The organism is Actinomyces bovis, from assembly GCF_900444995.1.
Taxonomy (GTDB): Bacteria; Actinomycetota; Actinomycetes; order Actinomycetales; family Actinomycetaceae; genus Actinomyces; species Actinomyces bovis.
In genome coordinates this window covers 595,964-611,660 of the sequence record NZ_UAPQ01000001.1, presented here as the reverse complement: position 1 = coordinate 611,660, position 15,697 = coordinate 595,964, and the positions used below count along the sequence as shown (strand labels likewise).

Here is a 15,697-nt window from a genome sequence, read left to right as displayed (position 1 = left end):
CTCCCATCACTGATTTGGCCGGACCAACGGGAATGCGATGGTCTCTCGGATCGTGGCATTGGTGAGCATCATGACCAGGCGATCCAGTCCGACGCCGAGGCCGCCGGTGGGCGGCATGCCCTGCTCTAGAGCCGCCAAGAAGGACTCATCCAACTCCATAGCCTCCGGGTCCCCGCCAGCCGCAGCCAGGGACTGCGCCGTCAAACGCTGCCGCTGGATCACTGGGTCAACCAGCTCAGAGTAGGCGGTGCCCACCTCAGAGCCGAAGATAATCAGATCCCAGCGCTCCGCCAGCATTGGGTCACGCCGGTGTTGGCGGGTCAAAGGAGAGGTCTGTGCAGGGAAGTCCGAGAAGAAGGTCGGCCCCACAGTGGTGTCCTCAGCCAGGTGCTCGTACAGCTCCTGCACCAAAGCGCCCCAACCCCAAGATGGGGCGCAGCTCAGGCCCAGGTGCTCAGCGTGACGGCACAGCTCCTCTACGGAGGTGCCCGTGTCCACCGGCACGCCCAGCCCCTCTGACACGGCGTCGCAGACGCTCACTGTGCGCCACGGCTTAGCCAGGTCAATCTCGTGCTCCACACCCTTAACGGTGCCGCGCACAACCGTGGTCCCCAGGGCCGCCCGAGCAGCAGCCACCACCAGGTCCTGGACGACTCCCTTCATCCCCTCATAGTCGGAGTAGGCCTGATAGGCCTCCAACATGGTGAACTCCGGGTTGTGGGTAGCATCCGCACCCTCGTTGCGGAAGTTTCGCCCGATCTCGAAGACCCGGTCCAGCCCTCCGACCATCAGACGCTTGAGGTAGAGCTCCGGGGCGATACGCAGGTAGAGGTCTAGGTCGTAGGCGTTGATATGGGTACGGAAGGGACGGGCGTTGGCTCCACCATGCACCAACTGGAGCATCGGCGTCTCTACCTCCAGGAAGCCACGCTCCAACAGGGAGGAGCGGACCGCCTGCACCGCCTGCGAGCGAGCTGCCACCATGTGGCGCTGCTCCGGGCTGGTGATCAGGGTCAGGTGGCGCAAGCGCACCCGAGCCTCTGGATCCTGGATGCCGCGACGCTTGTCCGGCAGGGGCCGCAGAGCCTTTGAAGTCATGGTCCAGGAAGTAACCAGCAGGCTGGCGGTACCGGTGCGGGAGGCACCCGCACTACCGGTGAAGGCCACCTGGTCACCAGCACGCACCAACTCCTGGAAGGAACGCAACGCCTCAGCGCCGGTGCCCTCACGGTCCAAGATGACCTGCAGGTCGCCGCTCCAGTCCCGCAGGTCCGCGAATACGACGCCGCCATGGTCACGCAGGGCCACGACGCGCCCAGCCACGGTGCACTCAGTTGCACTTTGCAGCGCCTCCCGGCAGGAGGCGGTTACGGCGACACTGGCTGGGTAGGGCTCCAAGCCGCGGCGCAACATGCGGTCCCGGACCGTAATTCGAGCCTTAACCTCGCGGGGTACCTTCCGCTCCGGCTCGGAGCTGGCAGCCCGGAAGGTCAAAGCGGCCATCTCCCGGGCCAGGGACTCATCTAGCCGCGGCTGGGGTGTATCAGGTTGGCCCAAAGGACCCCCCAGGTGCACAAAGCCCTCCGCGACGCCCATGGCAAGCGCCACCTGTGGCAGAGAGCCAGAGTCCTCGTAGCAGATGAGGCGCGGCACCCATTCGGGGTTGTACTTCGCGTTGGAGCGGTACAGGGACTCAAGCTGCCACCAGCGGGAGGCCAACAGGAGAATCCGGCGCCAAGCGCGCTGAATTGGGCCAGCACCGATGCGCGCCCCGGCGTCGAAAGCACTGCGGAAGACCGCGAAGTTCAGGGATACGCGGACCACGCCGAGCGTACTGGCTTCAGCCATGACGGCGGAGACCATGAGTTCGGTGACGCCGTGGTCGGCCTGCGGGTGGCGCCGCATGACGTTGAGACTCAGACCGTCAGCGCCCCAGGGCACAAAGGACAAGAGCGCCGCTACCTGGCCCCGCTCGTCCCCTTCCGGGAAGAGCGCTTCCACAATGACTGATTCGGCGTCAGATAGGTCATCTGGGGAGCGCCCCAGCGCCATGGAGAAGCCTCGCTCCGGCTCGCCGTCGAGCCAACGGGTGGCCATCTCACCTAGGGCGGTGAGCTCAGCGGTGGGCACAGCGCGTTGACGACGCACCCGGGTCTGGTATCCGGCAGCCGTGACGTGGCGGACCGCCTGGCGCACTTCAGGAAGCTCGTTGAGCCGGAACAGGGAGGGACGCAGCACCGCCTCATCACCAATGTGCAGCGTGTGGAGGCCAGCTTGCACCCAGGCCTGGGCACCGGCCTCAGATGCACCAATCACTGCGGGGGTCAGGCCATAGGAGGCAGCGTGAGTTAGGAAGGCACTGGCGGTGGCCGTCCAGGTGGAGGAGGGGCCTAGCGGATCCCCAGAGACCAGGGCGACGCCGGTGCCCGTGCGGTAGGCGACGCCGCCGTGCTCAGTCAAGAAAGCCGTCTTGTCCCGGCGGGTCGCAAAATAACCTAGGGAATCAGAGGGGTTTTGGGCGAGCAGGGTGCGGACGCGCCGCTCGTCATCGGTGCTCATGCGGGTGGCGAGCTGCTGGGAACGCATGAGGATGCACAAGCCCACAAGCAACGAGAGGGTCAACCCCAGGCCCAGAAGGCTGTCCAGCCACCCGGGCGCCTGCGCCAAGGTCTCCGCGAGGTTGCCGGTGAGCGAGTCTGCGCTGCCACTGAAAAGGTTGGAGGGGTGCAGGGCCACTGCGACAGCCAAGAAGACGAGCGTGACCACGCCCGCTGAAGTCAGGGCCACCAGGACCGCGCGGCGCATATTTCCGGGGCGCATGCGGACGGTGTAGGCCTGCCGTTCGCGCAGCAGGAGGACCAAAAGGAGTACGAGCACGCCCGTGTTGACGGCCAAGAGCTCTAAACTGTGGACCTCGTCTTCCAGCTCAGGGCGCAGGGTGATGGCAACCAGCACAGTCCCAAACAGAGACAGGTTGAAGAGGACCAAGATGAGGGCACCGCGCCAGGCATTGCGCACCCGACGGCGTAGCCCATCCGCCAGAATCAGGATCACCACAGCCGTGAGCCAATCCAGCACGAACAGCGGGATAAACCAGGTGACGATGAAGTCCAGCGGCCGATCCAGGGGCGGGAGGGAACCAAAGACGGTGGCCAGCAGGGAAACCAGGCCGATCGCCAGGAAGACCCGGGGCATCAATATGGTCTTGCGGCTGGCGCCGGGACGGGGAGGACGTTTCATAGTTGGACTGTGCACTTTGCTTGGGGGGATGCGGATCGGCCTGGAGTAGGAGATGGTCCCCACCCCGGGCAGGAGGAGCTGTGGGAACAGCCCGCTTGGAGAACTAAGGGTAGTGGGCTTGGACAGTTGCTAATGGCACTGCGGTAGTTGGGCCAGCTTAGGGACGAGACATATCCCAGCAACGGGCACCCCCCGTCATACCAGCCTCATTGGGCACCACCACGACGTCGTCGCCAATAAGCGTCAGTTGTGCGGCAATAATGCGGCGCGAGTTGCCGCCACCCAGGTAGAGCCGATCCCACAGGTACATGGGGCGCAGTGCCTCAATCACCCGCCGCACGCGACGCGACCAGTGGGCGTCCCCCAGCCGGAGGCGCTCATGCTCACCGATGTAGTCGTCATAGCTCAGGCCCCAGCGGATCGGCCCCTGGGAGATTTCCACGTGGGGGGCCAGTGCGCCATTGTCAAAGACGGCGTTGCCCAGGCCGGTCCCCAGGGTCACGATCATCTCGTAGCCGCGGCCAGTAACCACGCCCGCACCCGCCACCTCGGCGTCGTTGAGCACCAATACCGGCAACTCCAGCGCCCGAGTCAGGGCTGCGCCCATGTCGAAACGCCGCCAGGCCCGTTCTAGCTCAGGAAGCACGCGGGAGCGAGGCCCGTCCTTAGTGATGTAGTGCGGGGTGGCAACCACCACGCCGTGACGGATCATTCCCGGCATGCCCACAGTCACCCGCTCCGCGCGGGGCAGGTGGGAAGCCAGCGCCGTAATGGTCTCCACCAGCAGCTCCGGGGGGAGTGGGTAGGGCGTGGGGGTGCGTACGGCGTCGGAAATGATGGTGCCTTCGTTATCCAGCACGGAGGCTTTGATGCCTCCGCCGCCGCAGTCCACGGACAAGGTGGTTGGGTTGCTCACAGCACGAAGGTACCCGCTGTAGGTGGTGGACAGGATCAAGGGGGTGCGGTGGCATGGTTGACGTATGAAACCCAGCGGCCTTCCCGCCAGTCAGAGCCCTACGCCCGCTTCGGTGCGGGTGCGCTTGGACCTAGCCTATGACGGCACGGCCTTCTCCGGCTGGGCGGCTCAGCCAGGCCTGCGCACGGTTGAAGGGGAGCTGACTGCGGCCCTGGAGACCGTTCTCCGCGTACCGGTGCGCCTGACCGTGGCTGGCCGCACCGACGCCGGAGTGCACGCTGCCGCCCAGGTGGCGCACCTAGATGTACCGATGGCGGCCTGGGCGAGCCTGCCGGGGCGCTCCAGCCGCAGCCCGCAGGAAGCACTGCTGAGCCGGGTCCACGGCCTGCTGGCTCACCGGGTGCAGCAGGCCGGGCGGGGAACACCGCAGGGGCCGCCGGCCCAGCGGCAGCCACAGCTGCCCGCACGCGAAGTGCGCGGCGTCAGCGACGTCGTGGTCCACGGGGTCCAACCGGTGCCAGCGGCTTTTGACGCGCGCTTCAGTGCCCTGGAACGCCGCTACACCTACCGGATCAGTGACGACCCCCAACTGTGGGATCCCGCCCAACGGCGGCGCGTGCTGTGGGTAGACCGGCCCCTCGACGTGGAAGCCATGCGCACCAGCGCCCTGCCCCTGTTGGGGGAACACGACTTCCTGTCCTTTTGCAAGCCCCGCGCAGGCGCTACCACGGTGCGCACCCTCAAGCGTCTGGAATGGCGGCGGGAGGAGGCGGGGCCGGAGGCCGGACTGGTCATGCTAAGCGTGGTGGCTGACGCCTTCTGCCACTCAATGGTGCGCTCCCTGGTGGGGGCCGGGCTGGCTGTAGGACAGGGGCGCCGAAGTGCTGCCTGGCCGGAGCAGTTGCTGGCGGCGCGCTCCCGGCAGGAGGCTGCCCCGGTAGCGCCCCCGCACGGGCTCACCCTTGAGGCCGTGAGCTACCCGCCAGAGGAGTTGCTGGCAGAACAGGCCGCCCGGGCGCGGGTTGTGCGCGCCACCTGCTGCTGAACAGGCGCGTCACCGTGGCAGGATTCACGGTGCAGCATGGGCTTAGGGCTTTGACCCTAGTCCGGGTAAGCCGGTAGTGTGTGAAACCGTCGTGAAGCACATATCTGCTGACTCTTGGTGCCATCCCACTCGCCCAGAACAGCCCGTGCTCCGATCACTCACCTGACCATGGTGGTCTCGCTGTGCCGTGACGCTTCAACTCGGCATCTGCGTGCCCACCCGCCAAAGAGAAACGAAGGCAACGCCCGTGCGCACGTATTCACCGAAGCCCGGCGACGTCGAGAAGAACTGGTACGTCATCGACGCCACCGACGTCGTCCTAGGTCGCCTGGCGGCCCAGGCCGCAACCCTGCTCCGTGGGAAGCACAAGCCCCAGTTCGCGCCTCACGCGGACTGCGGCGACTACGTCATCATCATCAACGCTGACAAGGTCGCCCTCACCAACGGCAAGGCAGACAAGAAGTTTGCTTACCGCCACTCCGGTCACCCGGGTGGCCTCACCGCCGTCCCCTACCGAGAGCTGCTCGCCACGCGCCCCGAGCGCGCCGTCGAGAAGGCCATCAAGGGCATGGTGCCGCACACCAAGCTTGGCCGCGCCCAGCTCAAGAAGCTGAAGGTTTACGCGGGCGCCGAGCACCCGCACGCCTCGCAGAACCCGCAGGCTTTCGAGATCACCCAGGTCGCCCAGTAAGCGCCCGGCACCCGCGACAAGCAAAGGACATATTGTGGCTGAGACCACTGTCGAAATCGACGCGCTGGACGAGGAGAACGCCCCCTCCAGCTTCACCACCGAGACCGAGGCCGCCCAGCAGGGGCGCGGCCAGTCCATCACCGCTCCCGGCAACGGCCTGGGTCGCCGTAAGGAGGCGGTCGCTCGCGTCCGCCTGATCCCCGGCACTGGCAAGTGGACGCTCAACGGTCGCGCCCTGGAGGACTACTTCCCCAACAAGCTGCACCAGCAGCTGGTGCGCGCCCCGTTCACGCTGCTTGACTTGGAGGGACGCTTCGACGTCGTAGCCCGCATCAACGGCGGCGGCATCTCGGGCCAGGCCGGAGCCCTGCGTCTGGGCATCGCCCGCGCCCTAAACGAGATTGACCGCGAGGCCAACCGCCCGGCGCTGAAGAAGGCCGGTTTCCTGACCCGCGACGCTCGCATCGTTGAGCGCAAGAAGGCCGGTCTGCACAAGGCCCGCCGCGCCCCGCAGTACTCCAAGCGCTGACCTCCGGGCCAGCCGCTGGGACTGCCAGCTGCAACCCGACGCCCCGCCCTGCTGTTACCAACAGCAACGGCGGGGCGTCGTCGTGCCGTCTAAAATAAACTAATTACCTCGACTAGCACCGGGAACACCCCCAGGAGGAACTCATGGCACGACTCTTCGGCACCGACGGCGTTCGGGGCCTGGCAAATGACCTGCTCACCCCCTCACTCGCCGTCCAGCTCGGAGAGGCTGCAGCACGTGTCCTCACCACTGAGTCCACCACCTCCCGTACCGGCCGCCCCCGTGCCGTCGTCGGCCGCGACACCCGCGCCAGTGGCGAGTTCCTAGACCACGCCATTAGCTCCGGCCTGGCCTCCTCGGGTGTGGACGTGACTCGCGTCGGCGTGCTGCCCACCCCCGCTATCGCCCACCTGACCGCCACCCAGGACATTGACCTAGGCGTCATGATCTCCGCCTCCCACAACCCCTTCCAAGACAACGGCATCAAGTTCTTTGCCCGCGGTGGCTACAAGCTGGAAGACTCCGTGGAGGATGAGATCGAAGGCCTGCTCGGCAAGATCACCGGCCTGCCCACGGGCGCCGGCGTGGGCCGCGTAATCAAGGGTGAGACCGTCGCCGACCAGAACTACATCAACCACCTGGTTGACTCCGTAGCCACTGACCTCACCGGCCTGCGCATCGTCGTCGATGCCTCCAACGGCGCCGCCTCCACCGTTGGTCCAGCCGCGCTGCGGGCCGCCGGCGCCGAGGTGATCGTCATCAATGCCTCCCCGGATGGCCTCAATATCAACGACGCCTGCGGTTCCACCCACCCGGAGCGCCTCCAAACCTATGTGTGCAATGTGGGCGCGGATATGGGGGTGGCCTACGACGGCGACGCCGACCGCTGCCTGGCCGTGGACGCCGCGGGCAAGCTCGTGGACGGCGACCAGATCATGGGCATGCTGGCCGTGGGCATGAAGGCCGACGGCACGCTGGGCTCCGACACCCTGGTAGTCACGGTCATGAGCAACCTGGGCTTGATCCTGGCCATGAAGGAGCACGGCATCCGCACCATCCAGACCGGCGTGGGTGACCGCTACGTGCTGGAGAAGATGCTCGCCGGAGGGTACACGCTGGGTGGGGAGCAGTCCGGTCACGTGATCGACACCATCCACGCCACCACTGGCGACGGCGTACTCACGTCTTTGCGCGTGGCCGCCCGCGTCAAGCGCAGTGGCAAGTCCCTGGCGGAGCTGGCCGACATCGTGCAGCGCCTCCCGCAGACCCTCATCAACGTCAAGGGCGTAGACAAGGGCGCTGCTGGCACTAACGCTGCCGTGCAGAAAGCCGTGGCGGAGGCAGAGACGCGGCTGGGGGAGACCGGCCGCGTGCTGCTGCGTCCCTCCGGCACTGAGCCGCTGGTGCGCGTGATGGTGGAGGCTGCGACTCAGGCGGAGGCCGACGCCGTCGCCGGTGGCCTGGCCGAGGTGGTCAAGGAGCAGCTCTCGCTCTGAGCCGGTCTGCGCTCTAGGCATGCAAATCTGCTTTTGGTGCTGGTGGTGTGGGTGCACCACCAGCGCCAAAACCCAGGTCTTGCGGGGTGGGGGCGGAGCCTGGACCTTTACCTCAGGACTTGCGCAGCAGGACCCGGCTCATATGGTGATCGCCGTCCTTGCGCAGCACGAGTGTGGCGCGGCCCCGCGTCGGCTCAATGTTCTTGCGCAAGTTAGCCAGGTTCACGGACTCCCAAACCTCATTGGCAGCCATCATGGCGACGTCGTCAGGGATCGCGGCGTAGCGCCGGAAATATGAATCCGGTTCCCGGAAGGCCGTCCGCTTAAGCGTGAGGAAACGGTCCAAGTACCAGCGCCGAATATCCTCCGGGTCCGCATCCACATAGATCGAAAAATCGATGAAGTCACTGACCGCCAAAGCTGAGGCTGGCTCACCCTCCGCCTGCAAGCGACCGCGCGGCGCCGGCTGCAGCACATTCAAGCCCTCCAACACCAGCACATCTGGACGCTCCACCACCACCTGCTCACCGGGCACGACGTCGTAAACCGAGTGCGAGTACACCGGCGCCTTGACCCGCGCTGCCCCGGACTTCACGGAAGCCACAAAATCCAGCAGGGCCCGCCGGTCATAGGACTCCGGGAAACCCTTGCGGGCGGTCAGCCCTCGCGCCTCCAACACGGCGTTGGGCAGCAGGAAACCGTCCGTGGTCACCAAATCCACGCGTGGCGTCGCCGCAAAACGGGAGAGCAGGTGGGCAATCAGCCGGGCGGTGGTGGATTTGCCTACCGCCACAGAGCCCGCCACCGCCACCACAAAAGGCGTGGGAGTCTCCTTTACCCCAAGGAACTCGGCGGTCTGCTGGGCGCGCTCGCGGGTAGTGGAAATGTACTTCTGCAACAGGGCCGTCAGAGGCCGGTAGACCACATCCACCTCAGCCAGATCAATCGGATCCCCCAAGCCCCGCAGCTTCTCCACATCCGCCTGAGTTAGTGGCAGCGGAGAAGTGGAAGCCAACTGGCGCCACTGGTCGCGCCGCAGCTCGATATAAGGGGAGGGAGAGCCCGGGCCCGGTAAGGACGGGCCGGGGTTAACGGTGGTGGCAGGGTTACTGGTCACGGGGGCAGTCTTACCTATTTGCTTGGACTTGCTGGCGGATTTGGCTGCAGAGTGCGTTGCCGCACGCCACCGCGGAAAGGTCTGACAAATGACTTGGCGTGGAGCAGTTGAATGCGCGGTTCGCCCATGGTTCGATCACGCTTATGTGTGGAATCGTTGGCTATGCAGGCCCCCTGAACCTCAGCAACACGGGCACTGAACGCCCCCTGGAAGTCCTCATGGACGGGCTCAGCCGCCTGGAGTACCGCGGCTACGACTCTGCCGGAGTAGCCCTGGTCAGCCCCGCCGGGCTAGAGGTCGTGAAAGCCGCAGGAAAACTAGAGGGCCTGCGCGCCAGCCTGCAACAGACCCCACCTGCGCCCGCCACCGTTGGCATTGGGCACACCCGCTGGGCCACCCACGGTGGGCCCACCACCGCCAACGCCCACCCACACCGCGCCGGAAACCTCGCCATCGTCCACAACGGCATCATCGAGAACTTCCGCCCTCTGCGCGCAGAAGTGGAGGCCGCCGGAGGCACACTGTTGTCCGACACCGATACAGAGGTCGTCGCCCAGCTTCTGGACTTGGAGTTCAGCCAGCGCCTGCAGGCCGCTGGTTATCAGTGTGCAGATAGCACTGGCGAGGGCCTCGCCCCCACCCTCGCTGCAAATGCTGGCGGCAGCTGGCAAAACGACGCTGGCCTCGCCCCCACTGCCGAGCAGGCGCAAAGCCTCCTAGTGGAGACCATGCGCGCCGTCACCAGCCGCCTAGAAGGCACCTTCGCGCTGCTGGCGGTCACGCCCCTGGCCCCCGGCGCCATTGTGGCTGCTCGCCGCTCCAGCCCCCTGGTGATCGGCCTGGGGGAGGGAGAGAACTTCCTGGGCTCAGACGTGGCCGCCTTCGTAGCCTTCACCAAGCGCGCCGCAGAGGTAGACGACAACCAGGTACTGCTCCTGACCGGCGACGCCGTCACCGTGTGGGACGCCGCGGGCCAGCAGGTCCAGCCCCGCACCTGGGAGGTCTCCTGGGACGCTTCCGCCGCCGTCAAAGGCGGCTACGACACCTTCATGGACAAGGAAATACACGAGCAGCCCACCGCCGTGGCTGACACCCTGCGTGGGCGCGTGGACGAGCGCGGTGAACTCACCCTGGACGAAATGCGCATTGACCCCGCACTGCTGCGCAGCATCGACAAAATCATTGTGATCGCCTGCGGGACCGCCGCCTACGCCGGTCACGTTGCCAAATACGCCATCGAACACTGGTGCCGCGTGCCGGTGGAGATCGAGCTGGCCCACGAGTTCCGCTACCGCGACCCCATCGTCTCCGAAAAAACCCTAACCGTGGCCATCTCCCAGTCCGGGGAAACCATGGACACCATCCAAGCGGTCCGCCACGCCCGCGAGCAGGGCTCCAAAGTGCTAGCCATCGTCAACACCTACGGTTCCACCATCGCCCGCGAGGCCGACGCCGTGCTCTACACCCACGCCGGTCCAGAGGTAGCAGTGGCCTCCACCAAAGCCTTCCTGGCGCAGATCACCGCCTGCTACCTGCTGGGCCTCTACCTAGCCCAGCAGCGCGGCAACAAATGGCCCGATGAGGTGGCCGAATACCTGGAGCAGCTAGGCCGCATGCCGGAGAAAATCCAACGCGTGCTTGACGAGCAAGCAGAGCGAGTCAAAGCCCTGGGAGCAGAGCTGGCGGATAAGCAGTCCTTCCTCTTCCTGGGGCGGCATGTGGGCTTCCCAGTGGCCCTGGAGGGGGCCCTAAAGCTCAAGGAACTGGCATATGTGCACGCGGAAGGCTTTGCCGCCGGGGAACTCAAACACGGTCCAATCGCCCTAGTGGAGGAAGGCCTGCCGGTGTTCATCATTGTTCCCACCCCGCGCCGTCCCGTCCTGCACGACAAGGTCATCTCCAATATCCAGGAGGTGCGCGCTCGCGGCGCCCGCACCATCATCATCGCGGAGGAAGATGACGCGGCAGTGGACGCCTTTGCCGACGACGTCCTCCGCATCCCGGCTACGCCCACGCTTATGTGGCCGCTGCTCACGGTGGTGCCGCTGCAGGTCTTTGCTGCCGCCCTGGCCACCGCCAAAGGCCTGGACGTAGACCAGCCCCGCAATCTAGCCAAATCCGTAACCGTGGAGTAGTCCTTGGCTGCCTGTGATCCGGGGCTCCCGGTGGTTCCTGCGGTGGATGGCGCTGGCGCGAGCGGCAGTTAGTCCTCAGCGACGACGTAGGCCAGCGCTGCGCCGCCGTCATGCGCCAAAGACAGGTGCCAACGGCGGATGCCTAAATCGGCTGCCAACTGCGCCACCGCTCCGTGCAACTGCAACAGCGGTGCACAGCCGGGGGCGGTGCTTACCTCAATATCGGTTAAACGCCAGCTATGCGGTTCGGTGGGTATCGCCCTGGGTAGCCCGGCGGGTAGCCCCATGACGGAGGCGCCTGAAGGTGCTGCCGCTGGGTTCGCAGCGACCGCTCCCAGCGACGCCGCCGCGAGCGCTGAGCCCAGGGCCTTGAGCACTGCCTCTTTGGCGGCCAGCCGGGCCGCCAGTGACTCCGCGCGGTGCGCACACAGCTCGCGCTCGCGGGCAGTGAAGAGCCGCGCCGCTAGGGCGGGCAGGCGCATGAGCCGGGCTTGCAGCCTTGCCACCTCCACAAGGTCAGTTCCAATCGCCACTATCACCCGCACAGTGTGCCTGAAGCAGCAGGTCCAGCGCCCGCTGCCACTTCCACTGCGGCCAAGTGGGGGAGACACTGGCGCCATGATCCCAGAGACCACCAGCCCCGCAGACCGGCAATTAGCTGCCCTGCTGCGCGTCCCCGGGGCCCAGGATCACAAGTACACCCGCGGTGTCTTGGGAGTTTGGGCAGGTTCGCAGAGCTATCCCGGGGCAGCTGTGCTCACCTGCGCGGCGGCTGTGCGCAGTGGGGTGGGGATGGTGAGGTTGTTGGCGCCTGAGCGGGTGGTCAACCTGGTGCTGGCAAGCCGCCCGGAAGTCGTGTCGGCACCGGGGCGCTGCCAAGCAGTGGTGATCGGCCCGGGCACCGACCCCGCCGATGCGGCCCGGGCCGCTGAGCTTCAGCAGGCCTTGGCTCTGGCGCTGGGGGAGGAGAAGGTGCCGGTCCCCGCAGTAATCGACGCCGGTGCGTTGCCGCTGCTGGCCGCAGGCTTACGCGCAGGCGGCCGCTGCAATGCCTGGCAGGTGCTTACGCCTCACGCGGGGGAAGCCGCAGCCCTCCTGAGCAACCTGGGACAGGCAAGCAGTCGCGACGAGGTCGAGCAGCAGGCTAAGGCTGCCGCCCTGGAGCTAAGTGCTTTAACTGGTGCCACAGTGCTGCTCAAAGGCACCCCAACCCTGGTGGCTAACCAGGCAGAAGGGGTAATTCTCAGCTTGGATTCCGGGCCCGGCTGGTTAGCCACCGCTGGCAGCGGCGACGTCTTGGCCGGCGTTTTGGGGGCACTGCTGGCCTCAGCCAGCGTGGCCCATGAAGGGGTTGAGAACCTTGGTCATACCTCAGGCGCCGATTTTGCTTGCAGTGATTTGGGCGAAGGCAGCAGGGCTGCTGAACCTCCCACCAAACCGCTACCTGAACGTTATGAAACAGCACTAAAGCCGGCAGTCCTTGCAATTCCAACAAAGGATTGTCATAAGCCGGATTGCCGGGCACAGACGCCATTTAGCAATGCGGGAAGCTCGGCTGCCCTGCTTGCGGCGCTGGCGGTGCGCATTCACGCCCGGTCGGCTGAGATTGCAGCCCAAAGCAGCAATACTTCCCCCGGTCACCCAATCGCCGCCCTCGATCTAGTGCATTGCCTGCCCCAGGTATTGGGAGCCCTGCTAGTGGAGATGCAACAATCAAGGCCGTGATCCCCGAGCAAGCCCGCAGCGCCAGCGCGCCTAGTCAAGTTCACCCGAACTCGACTGTGGGTAGCTTGCCGGGAGCTGCCTCCGCCCAGGCTGTGGTGGACCTGGACGCGATTGCCCACAATGCGCGGGTCTTGGCGCAGGCTGCGGGCACCCCCTGGATGGCGGTGGTTAAGGCTGAGGCCTATGGCCATGGCATTTTCCCGGTTGCCACTACTTGCCTGAAGGCTGGCGCCACCTGGCTGGGCGTGGCCCAACTCGCAGAGGCCCTGCACCTACGTGAACTCCTAGACGCCGACGGCGTCGCCAGACCCACCGGCGCCACCCCCACCCCTGCGGCGCCCCGCCTCCTGAGCTGGATCATGCCGGTATTGAGTGCGGCAGAAGCTGCCGCCGCTGGCTCCCCAATTCGCCGCGCCCTGGACGCTGAGCTCGACCTCTCCGCCTCCACCCTCAGCCAGTTGGAAGCCATCGTGACCGCAGCTCAGGCTCAAGGCCAGGTGGCGCGAATCCATCTGAAGGTGGACACCGGCATGTCTCGCGCCGGTGCGATGCTCGCTGAGCTAGCCCCGCTGGCCCGGGCGGCTAGCCAAGCTCAAGCGGCGGGAGTAGTTCAGGTGGTGGGCCTGTGGAGCCACCTATCCCGCGCCGATGAGCCCAACAGTGGCTCTACTGAGGAGCATCTGCGTCGCTTCCAGGCAGGTGAAGGCATGCTCGCGGAGACAGGCTTGCACCCGCAGGTGCGTCACCTGGCCGCCACCGGCGGGCTGCTGTGGCATCCGGTTGCCCGCCTGGACTTAGTGCGCGTGGGTATCGGCTTGTACGGCTTGAGTCCTGACCCCGCCGTCGCCAGCAGCGCGGAATTGGGGCTGCGGCCCGCTATGCGGCTGGAATCCCGGCTCTTGCAGGTAAAGCGCATCCCCGCGGGGCAGGCGGTTTCCTACGGCGGCATTTGGGTCGCTCCCACAGACCGCTGGGTGGGCCTGGTGCCCGTGGGCTACGCCGACGGCATCCCCCGGGCTGCGGCTTCCCAGGGACCCGTGTGGGCTGCTGGGCGGCGCACCCAGGTGATCGGCAAGGTTTGCATGGACCAGCTTGTCATCGACCTGGGGCCCGCAGAGGCAAACCAAGGCGCTGCACTTGAACCGCCCGCACAGGCCGGAGATCCCGTGGTCCTCTGGGGAGATCCCGCCAGGCTGCCAGGCGTGCCAACAGCTGACGACTGGGCCACCGCCTGCGGCACCATTAACTACGAGATCGTGACCCGCCTAGGTGCGCGCATCCCGCGCGTCTACACCTGTGAAGCCACTGAGGAGGAGCAGGCATGACTGGCCGCCCCCAAGCAGCTGCCGCTGAGATCACCGTGGAAACCACCGGCCCGGACTCCACTTGCGAGCTCGGGGCCCGCCTAGCGTCCCTGCTGCGCGCCGGAGACCTGGTCATGCTCTCCGGTGGACTAGGCGCTGGCAAAACCACTCTGGCCCAAGGAATCGGCGCCGCCATGCAGGTGCGTGGCCGCGTCTCCTCACCCACCTTCATCATTGCGCGCGTGCACCCCGCCCTGGCTGAGGGCCCAGACCTGATTCACGTGGATGCCTACCGCCTGAGCAGCCTGGAAGAAGTCGACGCCCTAGACCTGGACTCCTCGCTGGCTGATTCAGTGACCCTGGTCGAGTGGGGCGAAGACAAGGTGGAGGCCCTGTCCCAAGACCGCCTGGAGGTGACCGTCACCCGGCCCCACGGCGCCGTCGCCACCCTTGCGGAGGAGAGTGACGCCGCCGTCACCGACCTGGCAGCTGTGGATGACTGCCGTCGCAGCGTGCAGTTGCGCGCTATTGGTGAGCGTTGGGACGGCGTCGATCTGTCCGTGCTCCTAGATCAGAGGAGTTGACCGCCCCCTATGACTCCCCGCTCCCCATTCTCCCCACGAGGCGCTGCCTGCCTCCGGCCTACTGCCGCGGTGTTGCTCGCGGCCTTGCTCCTACTAGGGCTAGTTATGCCGACCTCGGCCGCTACAGCGGTGGCGCCTGTGCCGCTGCCGGAGGCAGTGGCGGCATGGATGCGCGCCGAAGCGCCCCAGGTAGTCTCCAATGCCACGCCCGGTGGGGTGGCATCCGGGGCTCTCACTTTTGGCGACGTCGTAAAGGTATCGGCGTGGGATGAGGGCTTCCTGCGCGGTGAGGCTCAAGGTGATGGCCTCAAGGATTCTGCGCACTGGGCTGCCACAGTGCAGGTGCTGGGCCAAACGGTGGGCGCGATTCATATGTGGAGCAGCGCTGAGAACTCCGCCACAAGCGGCCCAACAGCCGCAGGCACCGCCGGAGCCCGGGGCGGAGCCGCCTCCGCTGCCGCCACCGCCGCCACTACGGCGGCCACCAGGGCAGCCTCTGGAATTAGCCAGGTGATAGACGGCGAATACGTCAATGATCCAATGCTGGGTGACGCCTTGGCGCGATACTCCGGCCAGGAGAGCAATGGCGAGGCCAGCATTCAGTGGGTGATCGTCCACGACCCGGTGGACCGCTCCTGGTTCGCCGTGAACCACGGTGTGGTGCGGCCCCTGGGGCAGACCAGCACCTCCGTGCTGGCAGGTGAACTGCCCGTGGCCGTGTACTCGCAAATCGTCCGCGAACGTCGAGCTGAGGTGCCCGTGCAGGACAAGCCAGCATGGAACGGCTGGCTTCCTGGCAACCAGATGATTTGGTTGGCACTTGGCGGGTTCGTAGCACTAGCCCTGGTGGTTGTAATCACCGTGCGCCACGAACGCCAAGCATTTCCCGACTGATCGGGCCGCCGGACCTAGCTG

The 15,697-nt window shown here is 66.2% G+C and carries 13 protein-coding genes; 9 read left to right on the top strand and 4 right to left on the bottom strand.

Features of this window, described 5'->3' with window-relative positions; genetic code table 11:
• Nucleotides 1-6 precede the first annotated feature (6 nt).
• Nucleotides 7-3,240, bottom strand: a complete 3,234-nt coding sequence (gene lysX / locus DR039_RS02640) for a bifunctional lysylphosphatidylglycerol synthetase/lysine--tRNA ligase LysX (protein WP_229116744.1) — start codon at nucleotides 3,238-3,240, stop codon at nucleotides 7-9.
• Between the two features lie 157 nt (nucleotides 3,241-3,397).
• On the bottom strand, nucleotides 3,398-4,156 hold the full coding sequence (locus DR039_RS02635; protein ID WP_111835824.1) for an ROK family protein: 759 nt from the start codon (nucleotides 4,154-4,156) through the stop codon (nucleotides 3,398-3,400).
• A 64-nt stretch (nucleotides 4,157-4,220) separates the two neighbouring features.
• Between DR039_RS02635 and DR039_RS02630 the strand changes: the two genes are divergently transcribed.
• The 4 genes from DR039_RS02630 (at nucleotide 4,221) to glmM (ending at nucleotide 7,917) form a co-directional block, all read left to right on the top strand.
• Nucleotides 4,221-5,201, top strand: a complete 981-nt coding sequence (locus tag DR039_RS02630) for a tRNA pseudouridine synthase A (protein WP_111835823.1) — start codon at nucleotides 4,221-4,223, stop codon at nucleotides 5,199-5,201.
• A 247-nt stretch (nucleotides 5,202-5,448) separates the two neighbouring features.
• Complete coding sequence (gene rplM, locus DR039_RS02625) at nucleotides 5,449-5,892, top strand: 50S ribosomal protein L13 (RefSeq protein ID WP_111835822.1); 444 nt, start codon at nucleotides 5,449-5,451, stop codon at nucleotides 5,890-5,892.
• A gap of 34 nt (nucleotides 5,893-5,926) precedes the next feature.
• Nucleotides 5,927-6,421, top strand: coding sequence for a 30S ribosomal protein S9 (gene rpsI, locus DR039_RS02620; protein WP_111835821.1), 495 nt, complete (start codon nucleotides 5,927-5,929; stop codon nucleotides 6,419-6,421).
• Between the two features lie 143 nt (nucleotides 6,422-6,564).
• A complete protein-coding gene (glmM, locus tag DR039_RS02615; RefSeq protein WP_111835820.1) occupies nucleotides 6,565-7,917 on the top strand; it encodes a phosphoglucosamine mutase in 1,353 nt (450 codons plus the stop codon).
• A gap of 112 nt (nucleotides 7,918-8,029) precedes the next feature.
• Here the strand turns inward: glmM and coaA are convergent, their stop codons facing one another.
• Nucleotides 8,030-9,034 carry a type I pantothenate kinase gene (coaA, locus tag DR039_RS02610; protein ID WP_111835819.1) on the bottom strand — a complete coding sequence of 335 codons (1,005 nt, stop codon included), beginning with the start codon at nucleotides 9,032-9,034 and terminating at the stop codon, nucleotides 8,030-8,032.
• A 143-nt stretch (nucleotides 9,035-9,177) separates the two neighbouring features.
• On the opposite strand from coaA, the gene glmS reads away from it, so the two are divergent.
• Nucleotides 9,178-11,169: a glutamine--fructose-6-phosphate transaminase (isomerizing) gene (gene glmS, locus DR039_RS02605; protein ID WP_111835818.1), complete on the top strand. Its 1,992-nt coding sequence runs from the start codon at nucleotides 9,178-9,180 to the stop codon at nucleotides 11,167-11,169.
• 68 nt (nucleotides 11,170-11,237) lie between these two features.
• On the opposite strand, the gene DR039_RS02600 is transcribed toward glmS, so the two are convergent.
• On the bottom strand, nucleotides 11,238-11,789 hold the full coding sequence (locus tag DR039_RS02600; RefSeq protein ID WP_267489818.1) for a holo-ACP synthase: 552 nt from the start codon (nucleotides 11,787-11,789) through the stop codon (nucleotides 11,238-11,240).
• Between DR039_RS02600 and DR039_RS02595 the strand changes: the two genes are divergently transcribed.
• Genes DR039_RS02595 through DR039_RS02580 form a run of 4 tightly spaced genes read left to right on the top strand, consistent with a single transcriptional unit; the run spans nucleotide 11,788 to nucleotide 15,676 of the window.
• The gene (locus tag DR039_RS02595; protein WP_318268890.1) at nucleotides 11,788-12,894 is read left to right on the top strand and encodes an ADP-dependent NAD(P)H-hydrate dehydratase; all 1,107 of its coding nucleotides are present in this window, start codon (nucleotides 11,788-11,790) and stop codon (nucleotides 12,892-12,894) included. The genes DR039_RS02600 and DR039_RS02595 overlap by 2 nt on opposite strands.
• 56 nt (nucleotides 12,895-12,950) lie before the next feature.
• Nucleotides 12,951-14,219, top strand: coding sequence for an alanine racemase (gene alr / locus DR039_RS02590; RefSeq protein ID WP_229116765.1), 1,269 nt, complete (start codon nucleotides 12,951-12,953; stop codon nucleotides 14,217-14,219).
• Nucleotides 14,216-14,782, top strand: a complete 567-nt coding sequence (gene tsaE, locus DR039_RS02585) for a tRNA (adenosine(37)-N6)-threonylcarbamoyltransferase complex ATPase subunit type 1 TsaE (protein ID WP_111835816.1) — start codon at nucleotides 14,216-14,218, stop codon at nucleotides 14,780-14,782. The genes alr and tsaE overlap by 4 nt, the downstream gene beginning before the upstream one ends.
• Nucleotides 14,783-14,791: 9 nt before the next feature.
• The gene (locus DR039_RS02580) at nucleotides 14,792-15,676 is read left to right on the top strand and encodes a hypothetical protein (protein ID WP_148668919.1); all 885 of its coding nucleotides are present in this window, start codon (nucleotides 14,792-14,794) and stop codon (nucleotides 15,674-15,676) included.
• The last annotated feature ends 21 nt before the right edge of the window (nucleotides 15,677-15,697 follow it).

Coding starts and splice junctions, on each gene's coding strand:
- lysX (WP_229116744.1), bottom strand. CDS start 3,240: ATGAAACGTCCTCCCCGTCCCGGCGCCAGCCGCAAGACCATATTGATG.
- DR039_RS02630 (WP_111835823.1), top strand. CDS start 4,221: ATGAAACCCAGCGGCCTTCCCGCCAGTCAGAGCCCTACGCCCGCTTCG.
- glmM (WP_111835820.1), top strand. CDS start 6,565: ATGGCACGACTCTTCGGCACCGACGGCGTTCGGGGCCTGGCAAATGAC.
- glmS (WP_111835818.1), top strand. CDS start 9,178: ATGTGTGGAATCGTTGGCTATGCAGGCCCCCTGAACCTCAGCAACACG.
- DR039_RS02595 (WP_318268890.1), top strand. CDS start 11,788: ATGATCCCAGAGACCACCAGCCCCGCAGACCGGCAATTAGCTGCCCTG.
- DR039_RS02600 (WP_267489818.1), bottom strand. CDS start 11,789: ATGGCGCCAGTGTCTCCCCCACTTGGCCGCAGTGGAAGTGGCAGCGGG.
- tsaE (WP_111835816.1), top strand. CDS start 14,216: ATGACTGGCCGCCCCCAAGCAGCTGCCGCTGAGATCACCGTGGAAACC.
- DR039_RS02580 (WP_148668919.1), top strand. CDS start 14,792: ATGACTCCCCGCTCCCCATTCTCCCCACGAGGCGCTGCCTGCCTCCGG.